17 protein-coding genes are annotated in these 17875 nt (G+C 68.0%); 7 read left to right on the top strand and 10 right to left on the bottom strand.

Features of this window, described 5'->3' with window-relative positions; all coding sequences use genetic code 11:
• Positions 1 to 37 precede the first annotated feature (37 nt).
• Positions 38 to 1090 carry a phosphotransferase family protein gene (locus H8R02_RS21680; protein ID WP_187083585.1) on the bottom strand — a complete coding sequence of 351 codons (1053 nt, stop codon included), beginning with the start codon at positions 1088 to 1090 and terminating at the stop codon, positions 38 to 40.
• Positions 1091 to 1176: 86 nt separating this feature from the next.
• Between H8R02_RS21680 and H8R02_RS21675 the strand changes: the two genes are divergently transcribed.
• From H8R02_RS21675 to H8R02_RS21665, 3 genes are read left to right on the top strand one after another with little or no spacing between them, the layout of a single operon-like run.
• Positions 1177 to 1965, top strand: a complete 789-nt coding sequence (locus H8R02_RS21675) for an enoyl-CoA hydratase/isomerase family protein (protein WP_187083584.1) — start codon at positions 1177 to 1179, stop codon at positions 1963 to 1965.
• 4 nt (positions 1966 to 1969) lie between these two features.
• Positions 1970 to 2335 carry a DUF6285 domain-containing protein gene (locus H8R02_RS21670; protein ID WP_187083583.1) on the top strand — a complete coding sequence of 122 codons (366 nt, stop codon included), beginning with the start codon at positions 1970 to 1972 and terminating at the stop codon, positions 2333 to 2335.
• On the top strand, positions 2332 to 3060 hold the full coding sequence (locus tag H8R02_RS21665; RefSeq protein WP_187083582.1) for a tyrosine-protein phosphatase: 729 nt from the start codon (positions 2332 to 2334) through the stop codon (positions 3058 to 3060). The genes H8R02_RS21670 and H8R02_RS21665 overlap by 4 nt, the downstream gene beginning before the upstream one ends.
• Here the strand turns inward: H8R02_RS21665 and H8R02_RS21660 are convergent.
• From H8R02_RS21660 to H8R02_RS21645, 4 genes are read right to left on the bottom strand one after another with little or no spacing between them, the layout of a single operon-like run.
• Entirely contained in the window at positions 3050 to 4054 is a 1005-nt protein-coding gene (locus H8R02_RS21660; RefSeq protein ID WP_187083581.1) for a Bug family tripartite tricarboxylate transporter substrate binding protein, read from the bottom strand. The two genes, H8R02_RS21665 and H8R02_RS21660, sit on opposite strands and share 11 nt — an antisense overlap.
• 20 nt (positions 4055 to 4074) lie before the next feature.
• The gene (locus H8R02_RS21655; RefSeq protein ID WP_187083580.1) at positions 4075 to 5070 is read right to left on the bottom strand and encodes a phosphotransferase family protein; all 996 of its coding nucleotides are present in this window, start codon (positions 5068 to 5070) and stop codon (positions 4075 to 4077) included.
• A complete protein-coding gene (locus H8R02_RS21650; protein ID WP_187083579.1) occupies positions 5061 to 6272 on the bottom strand; it encodes a CaiB/BaiF CoA transferase family protein in 1212 nt (403 codons plus the stop codon). Before H8R02_RS21650 ends, H8R02_RS21655 begins: the two co-directional genes overlap by 10 nt.
• Positions 6269 to 7534: an acyl-CoA dehydrogenase family protein gene (locus H8R02_RS21645; protein ID WP_187083578.1), complete on the bottom strand. Its 1266-nt coding sequence runs from the start codon at positions 7532 to 7534 to the stop codon at positions 6269 to 6271. The genes H8R02_RS21650 and H8R02_RS21645 overlap by 4 nt, the downstream gene beginning before the upstream one ends.
• Positions 7535 to 7679: 145 nt before the next feature.
• On the opposite strand from H8R02_RS21645, the gene H8R02_RS21640 reads away from it, so the two are divergent.
• Together H8R02_RS21640 and H8R02_RS21635 are read left to right on the top strand one after the other, a co-directional pair.
• Entirely contained in the window at positions 7680 to 8684 is a 1005-nt protein-coding gene (locus H8R02_RS21640) for a Bug family tripartite tricarboxylate transporter substrate binding protein (RefSeq protein ID WP_187083577.1), read from the top strand.
• 4 nt (positions 8685 to 8688) lie between these two features.
• A complete protein-coding gene (locus H8R02_RS21635) occupies positions 8689 to 9678 on the top strand; it encodes an NADPH:quinone oxidoreductase family protein (RefSeq protein ID WP_187083576.1) in 990 nt (329 codons plus the stop codon).
• Here H8R02_RS21635 and H8R02_RS21630 read toward each other — a convergent pair.
• The 5 genes from H8R02_RS21630 to H8R02_RS21610 are packed head-to-tail and all read right to left on the bottom strand — an operon-like array spanning position 9675 to position 14095.
• Positions 9675 to 10454: an enoyl-CoA hydratase-related protein gene (locus tag H8R02_RS21630; protein ID WP_187083575.1), complete on the bottom strand. Its 780-nt coding sequence runs from the start codon at positions 10452 to 10454 to the stop codon at positions 9675 to 9677. The two genes, H8R02_RS21635 and H8R02_RS21630, sit on opposite strands and share 4 nt — an antisense overlap.
• Positions 10451 to 10834, bottom strand: coding sequence for an EthD domain-containing protein (locus H8R02_RS21625; RefSeq protein ID WP_187083574.1), 384 nt, complete (start codon positions 10832 to 10834; stop codon positions 10451 to 10453). Before H8R02_RS21625 ends, H8R02_RS21630 begins: the two co-directional genes overlap by 4 nt.
• Positions 10835 to 10843: 9 nt before the next feature.
• Positions 10844 to 11536 (bottom strand): SDR family NAD(P)-dependent oxidoreductase, encoded by a 693-nt coding sequence (locus H8R02_RS21620; RefSeq protein WP_187083573.1) that lies wholly within the window; start codon positions 11534 to 11536, stop codon positions 10844 to 10846.
• A complete protein-coding gene (locus H8R02_RS21615) occupies positions 11533 to 13269 on the bottom strand; it encodes an N-acyl-D-amino-acid deacylase family protein (protein ID WP_187083572.1) in 1737 nt (578 codons plus the stop codon). Before H8R02_RS21615 ends, H8R02_RS21620 begins: the two co-directional genes overlap by 4 nt.
• Positions 13270 to 13273: 4 nt before the next feature.
• Positions 13274 to 14095: an enoyl-CoA hydratase-related protein gene (locus H8R02_RS21610; RefSeq protein ID WP_187083571.1), complete on the bottom strand. Its 822-nt coding sequence runs from the start codon at positions 14093 to 14095 to the stop codon at positions 13274 to 13276.
• Positions 14096 to 14724: 629 nt separating this feature from the next.
• Here H8R02_RS21610 and H8R02_RS21605 point away from each other — a divergent pair.
• Both H8R02_RS21605 and fadB read left to right on the top strand, forming a co-directional pair.
• On the top strand, positions 14725 to 15717 hold the full coding sequence (locus H8R02_RS21605) for an NAD(P)H-dependent flavin oxidoreductase (RefSeq protein ID WP_187083717.1): 993 nt from the start codon (positions 14725 to 14727) through the stop codon (positions 15715 to 15717).
• On the top strand, positions 15704 to 17869 hold the full coding sequence (gene fadB / locus H8R02_RS21600) for a fatty acid oxidation complex subunit alpha FadB (protein WP_255429485.1): 2166 nt from the start codon (positions 15704 to 15706) through the stop codon (positions 17867 to 17869). Before H8R02_RS21605 ends, fadB begins: the two co-directional genes overlap by 14 nt.
• Positions 17870 to 17875 lie beyond the last annotated feature (6 nt).

Here is a 17875-nt window from a genome sequence, read left to right as displayed (position 1 = left end):
TCTCGCCCCGGATCGTACCGGGCCGCGGCGCCGCAGCCTACTGCTTCGACTTCTCGATCAAGGCCAGCGCGAGCTCCGCCCGCTGCGCCACCACGGGCCGCTTCTCCAGCCACGCCGCCGGCCCCGCGCCCTGCAGCGCGCGCTTGACCACGCCTTGCAGGATCGACGAGCTCTTGTAAAGCTGCAGCGCGAGGTAGAAGGTCCAGTCGCGCACCGAAGTGCCCGTGCGCTCGCAATAGAGCCGGATGTACTCGTCTTCGGCCGGGATGCCCAGCGCCACCGGGTCCGCCCCGCCGAAGCCCACGGGCTTCTCGTGGATGTAGTAGCAAAAGCAGGTGTAGGCCAGGTCGCAGAGCGGGTCACCCAGCGTGCTCAGTTCCCAGTCCAGCACGGCCAGCACGTGCGGCTCGGTGGGGTGGACGAGCAGGTTGTTGGGGCGGTAGTCGCCGTGCACGATGCTCGTGCGGCCCTCGGCGGGCACGTTGGCGGCGAGCCAGTCACCCAGCTGCTGCATCGGGCGCAGGTCCTCCGTCTGCGCGGCCTGGAACTGCCGAGTCCACAGCTCCACCTGCCGCTGGAGGTAGTCGCCGGGCTTGCCGTAGTCGGCCAGGCCGATGTCCTTGTAGTCGACAGCGTGCAGGCGCGCGAGCACGTCGACCATGCTCGCGTAGATCGCCTTGCGCTGCTCGGGCGTGCAGCCCGGCAACGTGGGGTCGGAGAACAGGCGGCCCTGCACACGGTCCATCACGAAGAACATGGAGCCGAGCACCTGTGGGTCGTCGCAGAAGGCGCGGGCGCGTGGCACGGGGACGTCGGTTGCCTGCAGCGCGGACAGCACGCGGAACTCGCGGTCCACGCGATGCGCCGAGGGCAGGGTGGCGGAAGCGGGCCGCTTGCGCAGCACGTACTGGCGCGTGCGGCCGTCCTTGTCGATAGCGTCGAGCGCGTAGGTCGGGTTCGAGTAGCCGTTGGGGAACTGGGCCACGCGCAGCCCGCCGGCGTATTCGGGCAGGTGCTCGGCCAGGAAAGCGTCGAGCGCGGCTTCGTCCAGCCGGTTCTGGGGTGGGACTTCGACGGTCTGGGGGATCATGCGGCCACTCTAGGGGCCTGCCCGTGAACCGGCATCGTCGGTTGCGACGACGCGCAAGCGGTCGCGCCGCGCCAGACTCGGCAACCATGGACGTCCTGCTCATCGAACGCCGCGGCACCACGGCCGTGCTCACCCTCAACCGGCCCGAGGCCCGCAACGCGCTCGACCCGACGCTGCGCGAGGCCTTTGCCGCCGCGATCCCGCAGCTGCGTGAGGACCCGGAAGTGAAGGCCATCGTCATCACCGGCGCGGGCGGCCACTTCTGCGCGGGCGGCGACGTCAAGGCGATGAAGCCGTCCAGCCCCGCGCAGGACAAGGTGTTCGGCACGCGCGAGCGCCTGCTCAACCTCGACCGCTGGTTCGACGAGCTCGTGGACCTGGAGAAGCCCGTGATCGCGGCCGTCGACGGCTCCGTGTTCGGCGCCGGCCTGTCTCTGGCACTTGCGGCCGACTTCATCTTCGCCACGCCGCGTGCGCGCTTCTGCTGCGTGTTCGCACGGCTGGGCTTCGTGCCCGATGCCGGCGGCATGTACCTGCTGCCGCGCGCTATCGGCCTGCCGCGCGCCAAGGACATGGTGTTCAGCGCACGTGTGGTCGAGGCGCAGGAGGCGCTCTCCATCGGCCTCGTGCAGCGCATCTGCGAAGGTGACGTGCTGCAGGCCGCGGTGGAGCATGCGGACCGCTATCGCGATGCGCCGACGGCTGCCATCGGCATTGCGAAGACCGTGATGAACCATGCGTTCGAGAGCGAACGCCGCGAGGTGTACGCGCAGGAGGCGCTGGCGCAGGCGCTGTGCGCGCAGAGCGAGTTCCACAAGGAGGCCGCGCGCCGGTTCGTGGAGAAGCAGCCCGCGCTGTACCAGTGGAAGGATTGACGACATGCCCAACAGCCGACCCCTCGCGACCGACCTGCTCGCCATCGTGCAGGAGTACCTGGAGAACGAGATCTCGCCGCAGGTTTCGCCGGTGCACCAGTTCCAGCTGAAGATCGTCGCGCGCGTGCTTTCGACGGTGAAGCGGGAGATGGAGCTGGCGCCTCAGCTGAACTCGGCCGAGACCGAACGCCTGAAGGCGCTGCTGCGCCGCGAAGGCTCCTTCGACGAGCTGAACACCGCGTTGGCCAAGGCGATTCGCGCGGGCGACATCGCGGTTGACAACCCGACGCTTCTTGCGCATCTGCGCACCTCGATCGAGGACGCGCTGCGAATCAACAACCCGAAGTGGCTGGTGAATCGCACGCGATGAGGTTGCTCGGTGCACCCAACTTCCGCGACGTCGGCGGCCTGCGCACGAGTGACGGCCGGGTCATCGCGCGTGGCCGCATCCTGCGCTCCGGCCATCTGGCCGAGCTGCACGAAGAAGACATCGCAGCCCTCGAACGATGGCTCGGCACCGACGTCTGCGTGATCGACCTGCGCGGTACCACCGAGCGCGCCAAGCGCGTCTGCGCATGGCCGAGGGCCACCGTGCACTCGCTGCCGATCGAACCCTCCGTCGCGCAGAAACTCGACGGACTCATCGCCAACGGCGAAACACGCCTGGCCCCGATCACCGCGCAACTCATGGCCGAGGCCTACCGCAATTTCGCGCGCAATTCGCTCGGCTATCTCGCCGCCCTGTTCGAGCACGCACTGGCCCGCGAAGGACGTCCGCTGCTCGTGCACTGCACGGCCGGCAAGGACCGCACCGGTTTCATGGTCGCGATGCTGCTGTCGGCCCTGGACGTGCCACGCGAAGCCATCATCGACGACTACCTGCTCACCAACCAGCGCATGAAGGTGAAGGAGAGCGACCGCTATCCGCGCGAGGTGATGGAAGTCCTCGGCACCGTCCGACCCGAATTCCTCGAAGCGGCCTTCCACACCATCGACACCGAATTCGGCGGCACGGATTCCTACCTGCAAAAAGCAGCGGCGCTCTCACCCGAGCGCCGCGCGAAGCTCCAGCAGCAACTGCTGGTCAGCTCCTGACTTCCACGCCGGCCTTCACGAGCAGGTCGCGCCACACCGGGCGCTCGCGCGCGTAGGTCGCCGCGAACGTCTCGGCATTGGCGCCGATCGGCTCCATGCCGATCTCGCCGAGCTTCTGGTTCACCTCGGGGTCGTGGATCGCCGCCGCGTACTCGGCCTCGAGGCGCTTCACGGCGGCAGCGGGTGTGCCCGCCGGCGCGATGATGCCGATCCAGCCGGCATACATCTTGAGCACCGGGTCGTCGAAACCCTGCTCCGCAAAAGTCGGCACGTTGGGGAACACCTTGATGCGCTTGGTGCCCGTCGCCGCCAGCAGCTTCACGCGCCCGGCTTCGGCCATTCCGCGGATGCCCGGGGGCGTGACCATCGCCATCTGGATCTGGCCGCCCACCAGGTCCTGCACCAGCGGCGCCTCGCCCTTGTACGGCGAGTGCACCATCGCGGCGCCATAGAGGTCGCTCAGCTCCTTGATGACGACGTGGCCGAAGTGGCCCACGGCCATCGAGCCGTAATTGAGCTTGCCCTTGTTGTCGCGCAGGTACTTCGGCAGGTCCTTCGCGCTGTTCACCGGCACGGACGTGTTCACGGCCAGCACCATCGGGGCCGCCGCGAGCAGCGACACGAAGACGAGGTCCTTGGTCACGTCCACGGTGGACTGCGGGTTCGTCAGCGGCGTGGCGATGAGCGTCGACGTGGCGCCCACACCGATGGTGTAGCCGTCGGGCGCCGCTTTCGCGATGACGCTGGTGCCGACCACGCCACCCGCGCCAGGGCGGTTGTCGATGACGATGGGCTGGCCGAGCTTTTCGGAAACGTGCTTGCTCACGAGGCGCAGCGTGACGTCGTTCGCGCCGCCGGCCGCGTAGGGCACGATCAGCTTGATCGGCTGCTTCGGCCAGTCCGATTGCGCGAAGACGGCGGGGCCCAGCGTGAGTGCGGCTCCGCCGGCGGCGGCCTGCGCGAGGAACTGGCGGCGAGAGTGAGTGCTGTGCATGTTGTCTCCTGCGGCGGGCTTCAATCGAGCCCTTCGATGACATTGAGCAGATCGTAGACCGGCTCTTCGATGCGCCGCCCGACGGCGGCGAATTCCAGCTTGCGCCCCTGCTGGTGGCGCCACGCATGCGCGCGCCGCACGCAGCCGAGCGCCCAGCGCATCGCGCCGGCCACTTCCCAGAAGCGCGCTGCCTCCGGGTCTACGGCCAGGCCCGAGGCCTTCTCGTAGGCGGCATACAGGTCCTCGCGTGCGCCGAAGCCACCCACGGCGCCCGCGCCGCCGAAGCGCCACGTGCGCATGCAGAGGTAACCGAGGTCCTCCATGGGGTCGCCGACGTGCGCGATCTCCCAGTCGAGCACGGCGCGGATCCCTTCCGGCCCGACGATGAAGTTGCCAGTGCGGAAGTCGCCATGCACGAGCGTCGTGCGCGCCTGCCTCGGCAGGCGCTCGCGCGCCCAGCGCAGCGCCAGCTCGAGCGGTGGCAGCGGCAGGCCCACGCGGTCGAGCGTGCGCTCGAAGAGCGCCAGCGTCTCGGCCGCGTCGAAGTGGCGCAGGAAGCCGAGCTGGCCGGTCGGCACGCGATGGATCTGCGCGAGGATGCGGCCGCACTGCCCGGCCATGCGCTTGCGCGCCTCGACCAGCTCGGGCTGGCGCAGCACGCGCGCGGGAATCGTCTCGCCCTCCACGCGTTCGGTGACAGCGCCTTCGCCGAGGCCGTCTTCCTCGACCAGGATGTGCCGCACGTGCGGCACCGGCACGTCCGCGGCTTGCGCGGCGAGCATCACCTTGAATTCTTCGGTGCCGTCGAGGTGGGGCACCCAGTCGTCGGGGCCCGCATCGGGATCGGGCGCGCCCGAGGGTGCCTGCCTTTGCAGGATGAAGCCCTGGCCGTCGGCGCGAAACGCCCACGTGCCCTTGTTGGCGCCCGCGGTCAGCGTCTCGAGCGCTTCCACGCCCGTCGTGCCGAGGCGGCGACGCGCGAGCGCATCGACCTGCTGTTCGAAACTCAGGTCCATTGCCTCGCCACACCGCCGGCCAGCAGGCCGTCGATCTCGTCGCCGCGGTATTCGAACTCGCGCAGCACTTCGCGCGTGTGCTCGCCCAGCCGCGGCGGCAGGCGCCGGATGGAAGGCGGCGTGCGCTTCAGGCCGATGGGGTTGGACATCATGCGCAGCGCCCCCTCGGTGGGGTGCTCCATCTCGTTCCAGAAGTTCACGCTCTTCAGGTGCGGGTGCTCGATCATGTCGTCGATCTGGTTCACCGCGGCCATCGGGATGTCGATGTCCTTGAAGAGCGCCACCCATTCGGCCGTGGTGCGCTCCTTCAGCGTGTCGCGCACGAAGCCGAAGACGGCGTCGTAGTTGTTCTGGCGCGCAGCGAACGTGGAGAAACGCGGGTCGTCCACCAGCTCGGGCTTGCCGACCACGCGGAAGAACTTGCCCCAGTGCAGGTCGGAATACGGCAGGAAGGCGAGGTGCCCGTCCTTCGTCGGGTACGGCTTGCGCACGCCGCGGCGCACGCTGTCGTAACCCATGTTGCCCAGCGGCGGCTGGAAAGCCTGGCCCCACAGGTGCTCGGTGAGGTTGAACGCCGTGATCGTCTCGAACATCGGCAGCTCCACCTCCTGCCCCTTGCCGCTTTGCGCGCGCTCGAAGAGGGCCAACACCACCGCATACGCCGCGTGGATCGCGCAGATCTTGTCGACGATGGACGAGGGCACATAGCGCGGCTCGCCCGCCACCGCCGTCTGCAGCATCGCGAGGCCGCTCTCGGCCTGCATCGTGTCGTCGAATGCGGGCTGGCCTGCATAGGCGCCGTCGTCCGAGTAGCCCTTGACGTGGCAGTAGACGAGCCGCTCGTTGAACTTGCGCAGGTCCTCGTAGGTCAGGCCGATCTTGCGCGCGGGTTCCGTGCGCACCGAGTGGACCAGCACGTCGCTGCCTGCCACCAGGCGGTGCAGCACCGCGCGCGCGTCGGGCTTCTTCAGGTCCAGCACCACGCTGCGCTTGTTGCGGTTGCACGTGATGAACACGGCGCCCATGTCCTTGGACTTGCGCGGGCCGAGCGAGCGGGTGAGGTCGCCTTCGGGCGCCTCGACCTTGATGACGTCGGCGCCCATGTCGGCCAGGTGCTGGCAGGCCACCGGGCCCATGATCACCGAGGCCAGGTCCAGCACCTTGATGCCGGTGAGCGGGCCGCGCTGGGTGGTGTCCTTCATGCTTCGGCTTTCTTCGACTTCTTGTTCGGCCCGGCGTAGCCGAACAGGTAGGCAGCGACCTTGCGGATCTGCACCTCGTCCGACCCCTCCGTGATGCGGTAGCGGCGGAAGTGCCGGTAGATGTGCTCGAACGGCTTGCCGCGCGTGTAGCCGATGCCGCCGTGCACCTGGATCGCCATGTCGGCGGCATTGCACGCAAGGCGGTTGGCGCGGAAGTTGGCGATGGCGACCATGTCGCTCACGCTCTCGGCCGGCTTGCGGTCCAGCTCGCGAGCGGCCTTGAACACGTAATTGCGCACCATCTCCACTTCCGCATGCATCTCGGCGATGGGGAACTGGATGGCCTGGTGGGTGGCCAGCGGCTTGCCGAAGGTCTTGCGCTCGCGGGCGTACTTCACCGATTCCTGCACGCAGTAGCGGGCCACGCCCACGCTCTGCGCGGCCTGGCGGATGCGGTTCTGGTGCACGAAGTTCTGCGCGACGGCCAGGCCCTTGCCCTCCTCGCCCACGATGGCGGTGTGCGGCACGCGCACGCTGTTGACGCTCACCTCGGCATGGTCGCTGGGCATGTTGAAGCACCAGTGGTAGTAGTCGATGTCGAGGCCGGGCGTCTTCATCGGCACCAGGAAGGCCGTGATGCCGTCGGCGTCGCCCGGCTGGCCCGACGTGCGCGCGAAGATCAGGTCGGCGGTGGCCTTGTGCACGCCGCTGTTGAAGCGCTTCTTGCCGTTGATGACCCAGTGGTCGCCATCACGGACAGCCGTCGATTCGAGCCACGTCGCGTCGCTGCCGTGGTCCGGCTCGGTCAGGCCGAACGCCAGGAAGTCGTCGCCGGTGACGAGCCCTTCGAGGTAGCGCGCCTTCTGCTCGGCCGTGCCGTACTTGTTCATCAGGTGGACCATCGGGATGCTGGGCACCACCGACTGCTCGTCGTGCAGGTTGCCCTGCAGGCCGATGCCGCGCGCCGACAGGTGTTCGCGGATGATCACGACGGTGAGGTTGGACGCTTCCTGCCCGCCCACCGACTTGGGCAAGCCCATGCGCAGGAAGCCGGCGCGGTCGCAGCGGTTGCGCGCCTCGCGGCACACGGCCTCGTACTCGGCGCTGGGGATGCCGTCGCGTTCCCAGTCCGTGCGGGCGAATTCGCGGCGGTGGTCGAAGAACTGGGGGTGGGCCTGCTCCAGCGGCACCAGCTCGCGCTCGACGAAGGCGTCGATTTCGCGCAGCTTGCTGCGGATGTCCTCGGGGATGTCGAAATCCAAAGTCGGTCTCCTGCTATTGGGGTCAATGCTAGGAACCGGGGTCTTCCGGGGCATCGTCGCAACCGACGAATCCGCCAAATCGTCTTAAGCGACGATGGCCGCGGGGCGGGTGCTTCCTAGGATGCGATCAACCACAGGAGACACCATGGACCACCTCAATCGCCGCCAACTGCTCGGGGCCGCCGCCGGCGGCGCGCTGCTGGGCCTGGGCCCCCGCGCCGCCTTCGCGCAGGCCGACTTCCCCAACCAGCCGATCAAGTTCATCGTGCCCTACGCCCCCGGCGGCGTGACCGACCTGGTCATGCGCACCGTCAGCAAGCAGGTGGAGTCGAAGATCGGCCAGAGCATCGTCATCGACAACCGCGCGGGTGCCGGCGGCATGCTCGGCGTGACGGCGGTGGCGAAGGCGCAGCCCACCGGCTACACCATCGGCGCCACGGCGTCGTCCAGCATCATCGCGAGCCCGCTGCTCAACGCCGACGTGCCGTACAACGCGGCCACGGATTTCGCGTACATCAGCCTGCTGGCCACCGTGCCGATGGTGCTGTGCGTGCCCGCTTCCTCGTCCGTGAAGGACGCGGCCGAGTTCCTGAAGTTCGTGCAGGCCAACAAGGGCAAGCTCAGCTACGGCTCGACGGCGGTCGGCCACTATGCCCACGTTGCGCTGATGGAAGTGAGCGACTCGCTCAACGCCGGCATGGTGCATTCGCCGTACAAGGGCGAGACGCCGCTGATGCAGGACTTCCTGGGCGGCCAGATCAACTTCGCGTTCTTCGCGCCTTCCACCGCCAAGCCGCAGGCCGACGGCGGCAAGCTGCGCATGATCGGCGTGTCGGGCACCAAGCGCCTGAAGAACCTGCCCAACGTGCCGACGCTGGCCGAGCAGGGCTGGGCCGCGCCGGTGTTCAAGATGAACCCGGGCTGGGTGGGCGTGATCGCTCCGGCCAAGACGCCGGCCGCGATCGTGCATCGCCTGTCGGCCGAGTACCAGGCGGCGCTGAAGACGCAGGAGGTCTACGACAAGATCGTGGACAACGGCATGGACCCGGTGGGCAGCACCGGCGAGCAGTTCTTCGCGACGTACCAGAACGAGAAGCCGGTGTGGAAGCAGTTGCTGACCAAGGCCGGGCTCGAGGTCAAGGGCGCTTGAGTCGATGCGGGCTGTGCTGGCGCGGCGCCATGGGCCGCCTGAATCGTTGACGGTCGAGGACCTGCCGTCGCTGAAACCGCTCGCGGGCGAAGTGATCGTCGCCGTGCATGCCGCGGCGGTGAATTTCCCCGACACGCTGATCATCGAGGACAAGTACCAGCTGAAGCCCGAGTTGCCTTTTTCTCCCGGGGGCGAAGTGGCCGGTGTGGTCAAGGCGCTGGGCGAGGGCGTCACCGGTTTTGCGGTGGGTGACCCCGTGATCGCGGCTTGCCGCTGGGGTGGGTTCGCCGAGGAAGTGCGGATCACGCCCGACCGGCTGGTGCCGGTGCCGCGTGGGGTGAGCATGGAAGCGGCCGCGTCGCTGATGATGACCTACGGCACGACGCAGTATGCGTTGCAGGATTGCGCGCATCTGGCTCGCGGTGAAACCTTGCTCGTGCTCGGCGCCGCCGGTGGCACGGGGTTGTCCGCCATCGAGCTGGGCAAGCTCATGGGCGCGCGCGTGATCGCTGCCGCGTCGAGCGAGGAGAAGCTGGCGCTGTGCCGCGAGCGCGGTGCGGATGTGACGATCCTGTACACGCCGCAGAATTTGAAGGAAGAGATCAAGCGGCTTGCGCCGGACGGTGTCGATGTCGTTTACGACCCTGTTGGTGGCGACTACGCCGAACCTGCACTGCGCGGGATGGCGTGGGGCGGAAGGTACCTGGTGATCGGGTTCACGGCCGGGATTCCGAAGCTGCCGTTGAACCTGCCGCTGCTGAAGGGTTGCAGCATCGTCGGTGTGTTCTACGGAGCTTTCGCGAAGAGGTTTCCGCAGCGGTATGCCGAGCTGCGCGCTGAACTTGTCGAGTGGCTGGCGGAAGGGCGCGTTCGCCCGGCGATCACTGCGCGTTATCCGCTCGAGGAAGCGGCTGAGGCGCTGCGGGTTGTTGCTGCGCGGGAGGCGATCGGGAAAATCGTGCTGACGACGGCGCTGGGACGCGGCGAGGCCTAGCGTCCGAGCCATTTCGGCTTGCGCTTCTCGGCAAAGGCCTTCGGGCCTTCGATGTAATCCTGCGACTCATACATCGCTCTCGACGCGGGGTATTCGCGGCCATTGCGAATGGCGTCTGCCAGCGACGGCTCGTCGAAGCCGCGCATCATTGCCTGTTTCGACGCGCGGATCGAAAGCGGGCTGCACTCGAGGATCTGTGCGGCCCGGCGCTTCGCAGCGGCAAGCGCCTCGCCGGCGGGAACGACTTCGTTGACGAAGCCCAGCGAGAGAGCCTCGCGAGCGTCAACATGCCGGCCCGTCAGGATCATCCCCATCGCCCGCTTCGCCCCGATCTGCCGCCCGAGACGCTGGATGCCGCCGGCCAACGCGGCGAGACCCACCTTCGGCTCCGGCAACGCAAACTTGGCGTTCTCCGAAGCGATGATCAGGTCGCAAGCCAAGGCCATCTCCAGCCCGGCACCCATCGCGATGCCGTTCACGGCCGCAATCAGCGGCTTGTCGAGGTCGAAGCGTGACGTGAGGCCGCCGAAGCCCTTGTCCAGCCGCCACATCCGCGCGCCGGAGGCCTGGTACTTGAGGTCGTTGCCGGCGCTGAAGGCACGGTCGCCGGCACCGGTGAGGATGGCGACCCACTGCGAGTCGTCCGCAGCGAAAGCATCGAGCGCTGCGGACAGTTCGTCCTGCGCCGGTGGGTGCATGGCATTCATCACCTCGGGGCGGTTGATGGTGACGATCGTGAGCGCGCCTTCGCGCGCCACAATGATGAACTCGCTCATGCACGGGTCTCCGTGAACAGCCGCAGGATCTCGTGGTCCTCCACCAGGAAGATCGGCGACGCGGCGAGGTCGATGAACTTGCGCTCGTCCTCCAGCAACTCCGCATTCGCGCGGCGCGCGGCGTCCTTCTGCTCCGGCGTCAGCACGCGGTCATGCCACCACAGCTGCGCGATCCCGTCGAATGCAAGCGGCGACCCACGAACCTGAGCCAGCCGTGTCTGCGTAGCTTCCGGCAGCGAATGGCTCTGCACGTAGGCGGACAAGCCCATGGCCTCCGCATGCGACCGCACCAGCGGCCCATGCACGTTGCGCCAGTAATCCTGGAACTGCTCGCGCGTGAGGTGCGGCAGGCGGCGCAGGCAGAACATGAGGTGCGCCATCGCGCCGCCTCAGGTCTGGCCGGTGACCGGAATCAGCGCGCCCGTCACGACGGCGGACGCATCCGAAAGCAGGAAAGCAATCACGCCGGCGATCTGCTGCGGCTTGACCCAGCGGTCGTGGTTCGCTTTCGGCATGTCGGCGCGGTTGGCCGGCGTGTCGATGATGCTTGGTAACACCGCGTTGACAGTGATGCCCTGCAGCTTCACCTCATCGGCCAGCGCTTCGGTGAAGCGCATCACGCCGGCCTTCGAAGCCGCGTAGGCGCCCATGCCGCTCGCGCCCTTGACCGCACCCATTGCACCGACGTTGACGATGCGGCCGGCGCCGGAGCGCTGCAGCCACGGCAGCACAGCCTTGGAAGCGGTCACACACGTCTGCACGTTCATCGCATGCAACGCGGCCCACTCGTGCAAGTCTTCGCTCTCGCCCAGCGTCTGCCAGCGGAAGCCGCCGGCGATGTTGGCCAGGCCGTCGATGCGCCCGAAGTGGTCGGCAATCTCTTCGAAGACGCGCGTCGTGTCGGCCAGCGAGGTGAGGTCGACCTTCCAGGCCCGCGAACCCTCGGGTGCGTTGCCCGCTGCGACGTCGAGCATCGCAACACGGCCACCTTGCGCACGCACCTCTTCGGCCACCGCACGCCCGAGCTGCCCGAAAGCGCCGGTGACGACGACGACCTTGCCTTGGAGCGCTCCTGAGCTCACTGGGTCACGGCCTCCGCCTCGGTCACAGCAGGCTGTTGCGGCCCACGCACCAGCCTGCCCGGGAAATTACCGGTGGCCTCACCGTCGCGATACGTCACGACGCCCGACAGCACCGTCGCACGATAGCCCTCGGCCTTCTGCAGCAAGCGCTTGCCACCGGCCGGCAGGTCGAAAGCCATGCGGGGCGCGGGCAGGACGAGCTTGTCGACGTCGATCACGTTGATGTCCGCTTTCATGCCGGGTTTTATCACGCCGCGGTCCAGCAGGCCCACCGTGCGCGCCGTGTCCGACGTCTGGCGCTTGATCAGCCAGCTGATGTCGAAGCCGTCGTCGCGGCCGCACTCCTTGGCCCAGTGCGTCATCAGGAAGGTGGGGAAACTCGCGTCTGAGATCATGCCCACGTGCGCACCGCCGTCGCCCAGGCCGATCACGGTGTTGGGGTCGGCCATCATCTCGCGGCAGGCTTCGAGGTTGCCGTCGGAATAGTTGGCGAACGGCGTGTAGAGGAAGGCACGGCCTTCGTCCTGCAGCGTCAGCTCGTAGGCGAGGTCGTCCGCGCTGCGGCCCGTGCGCTCGGCCTGCGCGGCGATGGACGTGGAAGGATCGGGCTCGTAGTTCGGCGGGTCGCCGAAGGGGAACAGCAGCTTCAGGTCCAGGCGCTTGCGAGTGCCCTTCGCCAGGTGCTCCAGCACCGAGGCCTTGAACGCCGGGTCGCGCATGATGGCATAGCGCTCGGCAAGCGGCTTGTCGGCGATCTCGCGCACCATCGGCGAGCCGGTGAACGGGTTCAGGCTGGCCTGCAGGCCCAGCAGCATGCCGATGGGGCGCGGGGCGACTTGCGCGCGGATCGGCAGGCCGTCCTTCACCGCCTGGTCGACCAGCTTGAGCAGCTTGCGCCAGCCCTGCGGGTCGTCGTGCTTCTGCGCGAGGGTGAACGACAACGGGCGGCCGGACTTCTCGACCACGCGGCGCAGCATCGCGAACTCTTCTTCCAGCGAAGGCGTGTCGAAGTCCGACAGTAGCTGCAGCACGCCGCGGCCCGCATCCTTCAGGCCCATGGCAATGCCGGTGAGCTCGGCTTCGCTTGCGCGCAGCGACGGCGTCGGGTCGCCCTTGATGGTGCGGTGGTTGATCGAGCGCGAGGTGCTGAAACCCAGTGCACCCGCGCGCATCGCCGTGGCGGCGATCTCGCGCATGCGGGCGATGTCGTCCTCGGTCGCGGGTTCGAGCCGTGCGGCGCGCTCGCCCATCACGTAAACGCGCAGCGCGCCGTGCGGCAGCTGCGCGCACAGGTCCACGTCGTGCGGGCGGCGCTCCAGCGCCTGCAGGTAGTCGGCGAAGCTTTCCCAGGCCCAGTCCAGGCCCTCGTGCAGCGCGACGCCGGGGATGTCCTCCACGCCTTCCATCAGCTCGATGAGGCGCTGGCGGTCGTGCTGCTTCACGGGCGCGAAGCCCACGCCGCAGTTGCCCATCACCACCGTGGTCACGCCGTGCCAGCTGGACGATGCGAGCTGCGAGTCCCACACGGCCTGGCCGTCGTAGTGGGTGTGGATGTCGACGAAGCCGGGCGCGACGATCGCGCCTTTCGCATCGAGCACTTCGCGTGCGTCGCCTTCGATCTTGCCGACCGCGACGATGCGGCCGTCCTTGATGGCGACGTCGGCTTCGAACAGGGGCGAGCCGAGGCCGTCGGCGATGCGGCCGCCGCGGATCACGAGGTCATGGGTCGTCATGGTTTCACCACCAGGGGAAGAGGGCGGGCAGGTCCTTGCTGGGACGGCCCGGGAAGTCGGGGGCGCGCTTTTCGCGGAAGGCGGTGAAGCCTTCCTTCACGTCGGGGCCCTTGGAGAGTTCGAGGTTCAGCGCCGAATCCACCTTCAGCGCACCGAAAGGGTCGGGCGCGGCGGACGCACGCCACATGAGCTGGCGCGTGACGACCGTGGCGATCGGCGAGGTGTTCTGCGCGATCTCGCGCGCGATCTCGCGGGCGCGGTCGAGCAGTTTGTCCGCGGGGACGACATCGTTGACGAGGCCGGCGGCCTTGGCTTCCTCAGCCGTGACCGTCTTCGCCGCGTACACCCACTCCAGCGCCTTGGTCATGCCCACGATGCGCGGCAGGAACCATGAGCTGCCGGCCTCGGGCACCAGCCCGCGGCGCGTGAAGACGAAGCCGAACTTGCTGCCTTCGGCGCAGATGCGGAAGTCCATGGGGAGCGTCATTGTCACGCCGACGCCCACGGCCGAGCCATGAATTGCGGCAATGATGGGCTTGTGCGATTCGAACAGGCGCTGGCCGATGCCGCCGGGCGGCAGGCCCTTGCGCTCCATGCCGGAACCGGCGCTCACCGAACCGGTGGCGATGTCCGCGCCGCCGCAAAAGCCTTTGCCGGCGCCCGTGAAGATGACCACGCGGACTTCGTCGTCGCGGTCGGCGCGGTCGAGCGCTCCGCCGATTTCTTGACCCATCTGGGTCGTGTACGCGTTGTACGCCTCGGGGCGATTGAGGGTGATGGTGAGGATGCCCTCGGAGAGGGCGGTGGTGATGTGCTCTGTGGCCATGGTTGTGCAGTCTAGGTAGCACCTGGCCGTGGGCAATCGTCGGTTGCGACGAATTTGTTTTTGGGGGCGTCCGTAAGCGTAGTCTCGAGCTCGCCACTCTTAAGTGCGTTGCTCTCCCCATCCCTCCCCCCGCCCTCCCTTCCCCTCCGGGAAAGAGAGGGAGCTAAGCCGGACAGCCGATTTGGGCTCGTCCGAACTGTGAGGGCCCAATTCGGGGACGTCGGGTGGCGGGCGAACGCTGCCAGCGCTATCGTCCAGACCCGAGCGGACAGTTTGCTGCGTGCTACGCAGCCCAAACCACCGCCACACCATCACCTCATCATCTTCTTGGGCTGGGTAGCACCCAGCAACGGGTGGACCCGTCTCTCGACGATAGCGCCAACGGCGCTTGAGTACCCCCCGACGTCTCCCGATTCGGCCCTGTCCACGAGGACGAGCCCAAATCGGCTGTCCGATTTAGCTCCCTCTTCTCCCCGGAGGGGAGAGGAGGGCGGGGGGAGGAATGGGGAGAACAACGGCCCGACGCCAGTCGAAACCGAGACTACGCTTACGGACGCCCCCCCAAAAAAACAAATTCGTCGCATGCGACGATGCCCCCGCCGTGACGCGGCGAAAGAATGCCCAGCATGATGAAAACCCGCGTCACCGAACAACTGGCCATCGCCTACCCCATCATCCAGGGCGGCATGCAATGGGTCGGCCTCGCCGAGCTGGCCTCAGCCGTCTCCAACGCCGGCGGCCTGGGCATCCTCACGGGCCTGACCCAGCCCACCCCCGACGACCTCCGGCGAGAGATCGAGCGCTGCCGCTCGATGACGAACAAGCCGTTCGGCGTCAACCTCACCATCCTGCCCTCGGCCACGCCGCGCCCGTACGCCGAGTACGTGCAGGCCATCGTGGACAGCGGCGTGCGCATCGTCGAGACCGCGGGCAACAGCCCGAAGGACTTCATCAAGACCTTCAAGGACCACGGCATCACGATCATCCACAAGTGCACGACGGTGCGCCACGCCCTCTCGGCCGAGCGCAACGGCGTGGACATGGTCTCCATCGACGGCCTCGAATGCGCCGGCCACCCCGGCGAGGACGACGTGGGCGGCCTGGTGCTCATCCCGGCTGCGGCACGCGCGCTGAAGATCCCGGTGATCGCCTCCGGCGGCATCGCCGATGGCCGCGGCATGGCCGGTGCGATGGCGCTGGGCGCCGAGGGCATCAACATGGGCACGCGCTTTTGCGCGACGAAGGAAGCGCCCATCCACGACAACATCAAGCAGGCGCTGGTGAAGGGCACCGAGCGCGACACGGCGCTGATCTTCCGCACGATGAAGAACACCGCGCGCGTGTTCCGCAACCAGATCGCCCACGAAGTGCGCGAGCTGGAGTACCGCCCGGGCGGCTGCCAGTTCGAGGACATCAAGCCGCTGGTGATCGGCACGCGCGGGCGCGCGGCGCTGCAGAGCGGCGAAGTGGACAACGGCATCGTCAGCGCCGGCCAGAGCATCGGCCTGATCGACGACATCCCGACCTGCGCCGAACTCATCGAGCGCATGGTGGCCGATTGCCGCCAGCGGCTGCACATCGCATCCGGCTGGGCCGAGGGGGCAGGCAATGGCCGCGGCTGATCGCAGCATGGGGACGGCCGCCCCTTTGTTCGCGGCTGATTGCGTGCGGGTCACGCCGCTCGAAGGCGGCCTCGTCGAGCTGTGCTTCGACCGCGCGGGCGAGGCGATCAACAAGCTGGACGACAAGGCGGTCGCGCAATTCGGGCAGGCGGTGCAGGCCATCGCCGCCGACGGCAACGTGCGCGGCGTGCTGGTGACGAGCGCGAAAGACGTGTTCATCGTCGGCGCGGACATCACGGAGTTCGGGCGCAAGTTCCAGCAGGCCGCACAAGAGGTTGCGCGCGGCGTGCTGCAGTCCAACCAGATTTTCGTCGCGTTTGAAGACCTCGACGTGCCAACGGTGGTGGCCATCAACGGATTCGCGCTGGGCGGAGGGCTGGAGCTGGCCCTCTCGGCGTCGCAGCGCGTGATGTCCGAAGTCGCGCAGGTGGGCGTGCCGGAAGTGAAGCTGGGTCTGTTCCCGGGGTTCGGCGGTACCGTTCGTCTCGCGCGCGTGGCGAGCCCGAAGGTAGCTGTGGATTGGGTGGTGAGTGGCAAGCCTGCGAAGGCTGCCGATGCGCAGCGTGCCGGCGTTGTCGATGCCGTGGCTGCGCCCGAGAAGCTGCGCGAGGAAGCGCTGGCCCTGCTGTGGCGTTGCGTGGAAGGCCAGGTGGATTGGCGTGCGGCACAGGAGCGCAAGCGCACTGCCGTCAGCCCCTTCGACGCGAAAGTGTTCGACGACATGCTCGCGCAGCTGGCAAGGCAAGCCAGCAAGCACCAGCCCGCGGCCGAGATCGCCGTGCGCATGATGCGCGAAGCGGCGCAGTGCGACCGTACGCGCGCGCTGGAGCTGGAGGCCGCGGCTTTCGGCGCGGTCACGCAGACGCAAGCTGCCCGTTCGATGGTGCAGACCTTCCTCAACGAGCAGACGGTCAAGAAGTTCGCGCGCCGTCATGCGGAGGGCGGGCGCAAGCCAGCGCAAACCGCGGTCATCGGCGCCGGCATCATGGGTGGCGGCATCGCGTACACCACGGCGCTGCGCGGCACGCCGGTGCGCATGAAGGACATCGCGCAGGGCGCGCTCGACCTCGGCATGGGCGAGGCACGGCGCCAGCTGGCGAAGCAGGTCGAGTCCGGCCGACTCGCGCAGGAAAAGGCCGACAAGGTGCTCGCAGCCATCACGCCGCAAACCGACGACAGCGGTTTTGGCGAGGTGGAACTCGCCGTCGAAGCCGTCGTGGAAAACCTCGGCGTCAAGCACGAGGTGATGGCTGCCCTCCAGCAGGCGCTGCGGCCCGGCACCGTGCTGGCCTCCAACACGTCGAGCCTGCGCATCGACGACATCGCTGCGCCGCTGCCGCGTCCCGAGGATGTGGCGGGCCTGCACTTCTTCAACCCGGTGCCGGTGATGCCGCTCGTGGAAGTGGTGCGTGGTTCGCGCAGCAGCGCAGAAGCGGTGGCGACCGCCACGGCGTACGCGAGTGGCCTCGGCAAGACACCCATCGTGGTGAAGGACTGCCCGGGCTTTCTGGTGAACCGCATCCTCACGCCGTACATCATTGCGTTCTGCGACTTGGTCGCGGAAGGCGCCGACTACGAGCAGGTCGACCGCGCGATGGAAGCGTTCGGCTGGCCCATGGGTCCTGCGTACCTCGAGGACGTCGTGGGCATGGACACGGGCAGCCACGTGATCGACGTGATCTCAGCAGGGTATCCGGGCCGCATGCGGCCGCCGGAGCGCAACGCGATTCGTGCGCTCGTTGCCGCAAAGCGGCTGGGCCAGAAGAGTGGTGGCGGTTTCTACGATTACGACGCGGCCGGCGGCAAGCCCAAGCGCAGTTCTTCGCCCGCTGCGCGTGAGTTGATCGCGCAGGTGCAAGGCGGTGCTTCCGCGAAGTTCACGGACGGGCAGATCGTCGAACGCATGATGCTGCCGATGCTGCTGGAAGCAGTCCGCTGCATCGAAGAGAGCGTGGTGGGGAGTGCCGCCGAGCTCGACATGGCGATGCTGCTCGGGGTGGGCTTTCCGCAGTACCTGGGCGGGCCGTTGCAGTACGCCGACTGGCTGGGGCTGGACAAGGTGCTGGCGCGCTGCGAGGCGCTCGGCTTGCAATCGCCGCCGCTCCTGCGCGAGATGGCGGCGAGGGGCCGCCGTTTCTACCGCGTGTCATGAGTGGTG

This window comes from Ramlibacter albus (assembly GCF_014297445.1).
GTDB classification, from domain to species: domain Bacteria; phylum Pseudomonadota; class Gammaproteobacteria; order Burkholderiales; family Burkholderiaceae_C; genus Ramlibacter; species Ramlibacter albus.
Note: the sequence above shows the minus strand (reverse complement) of the source record. Positions and strands in the feature narration are given on the sequence as shown.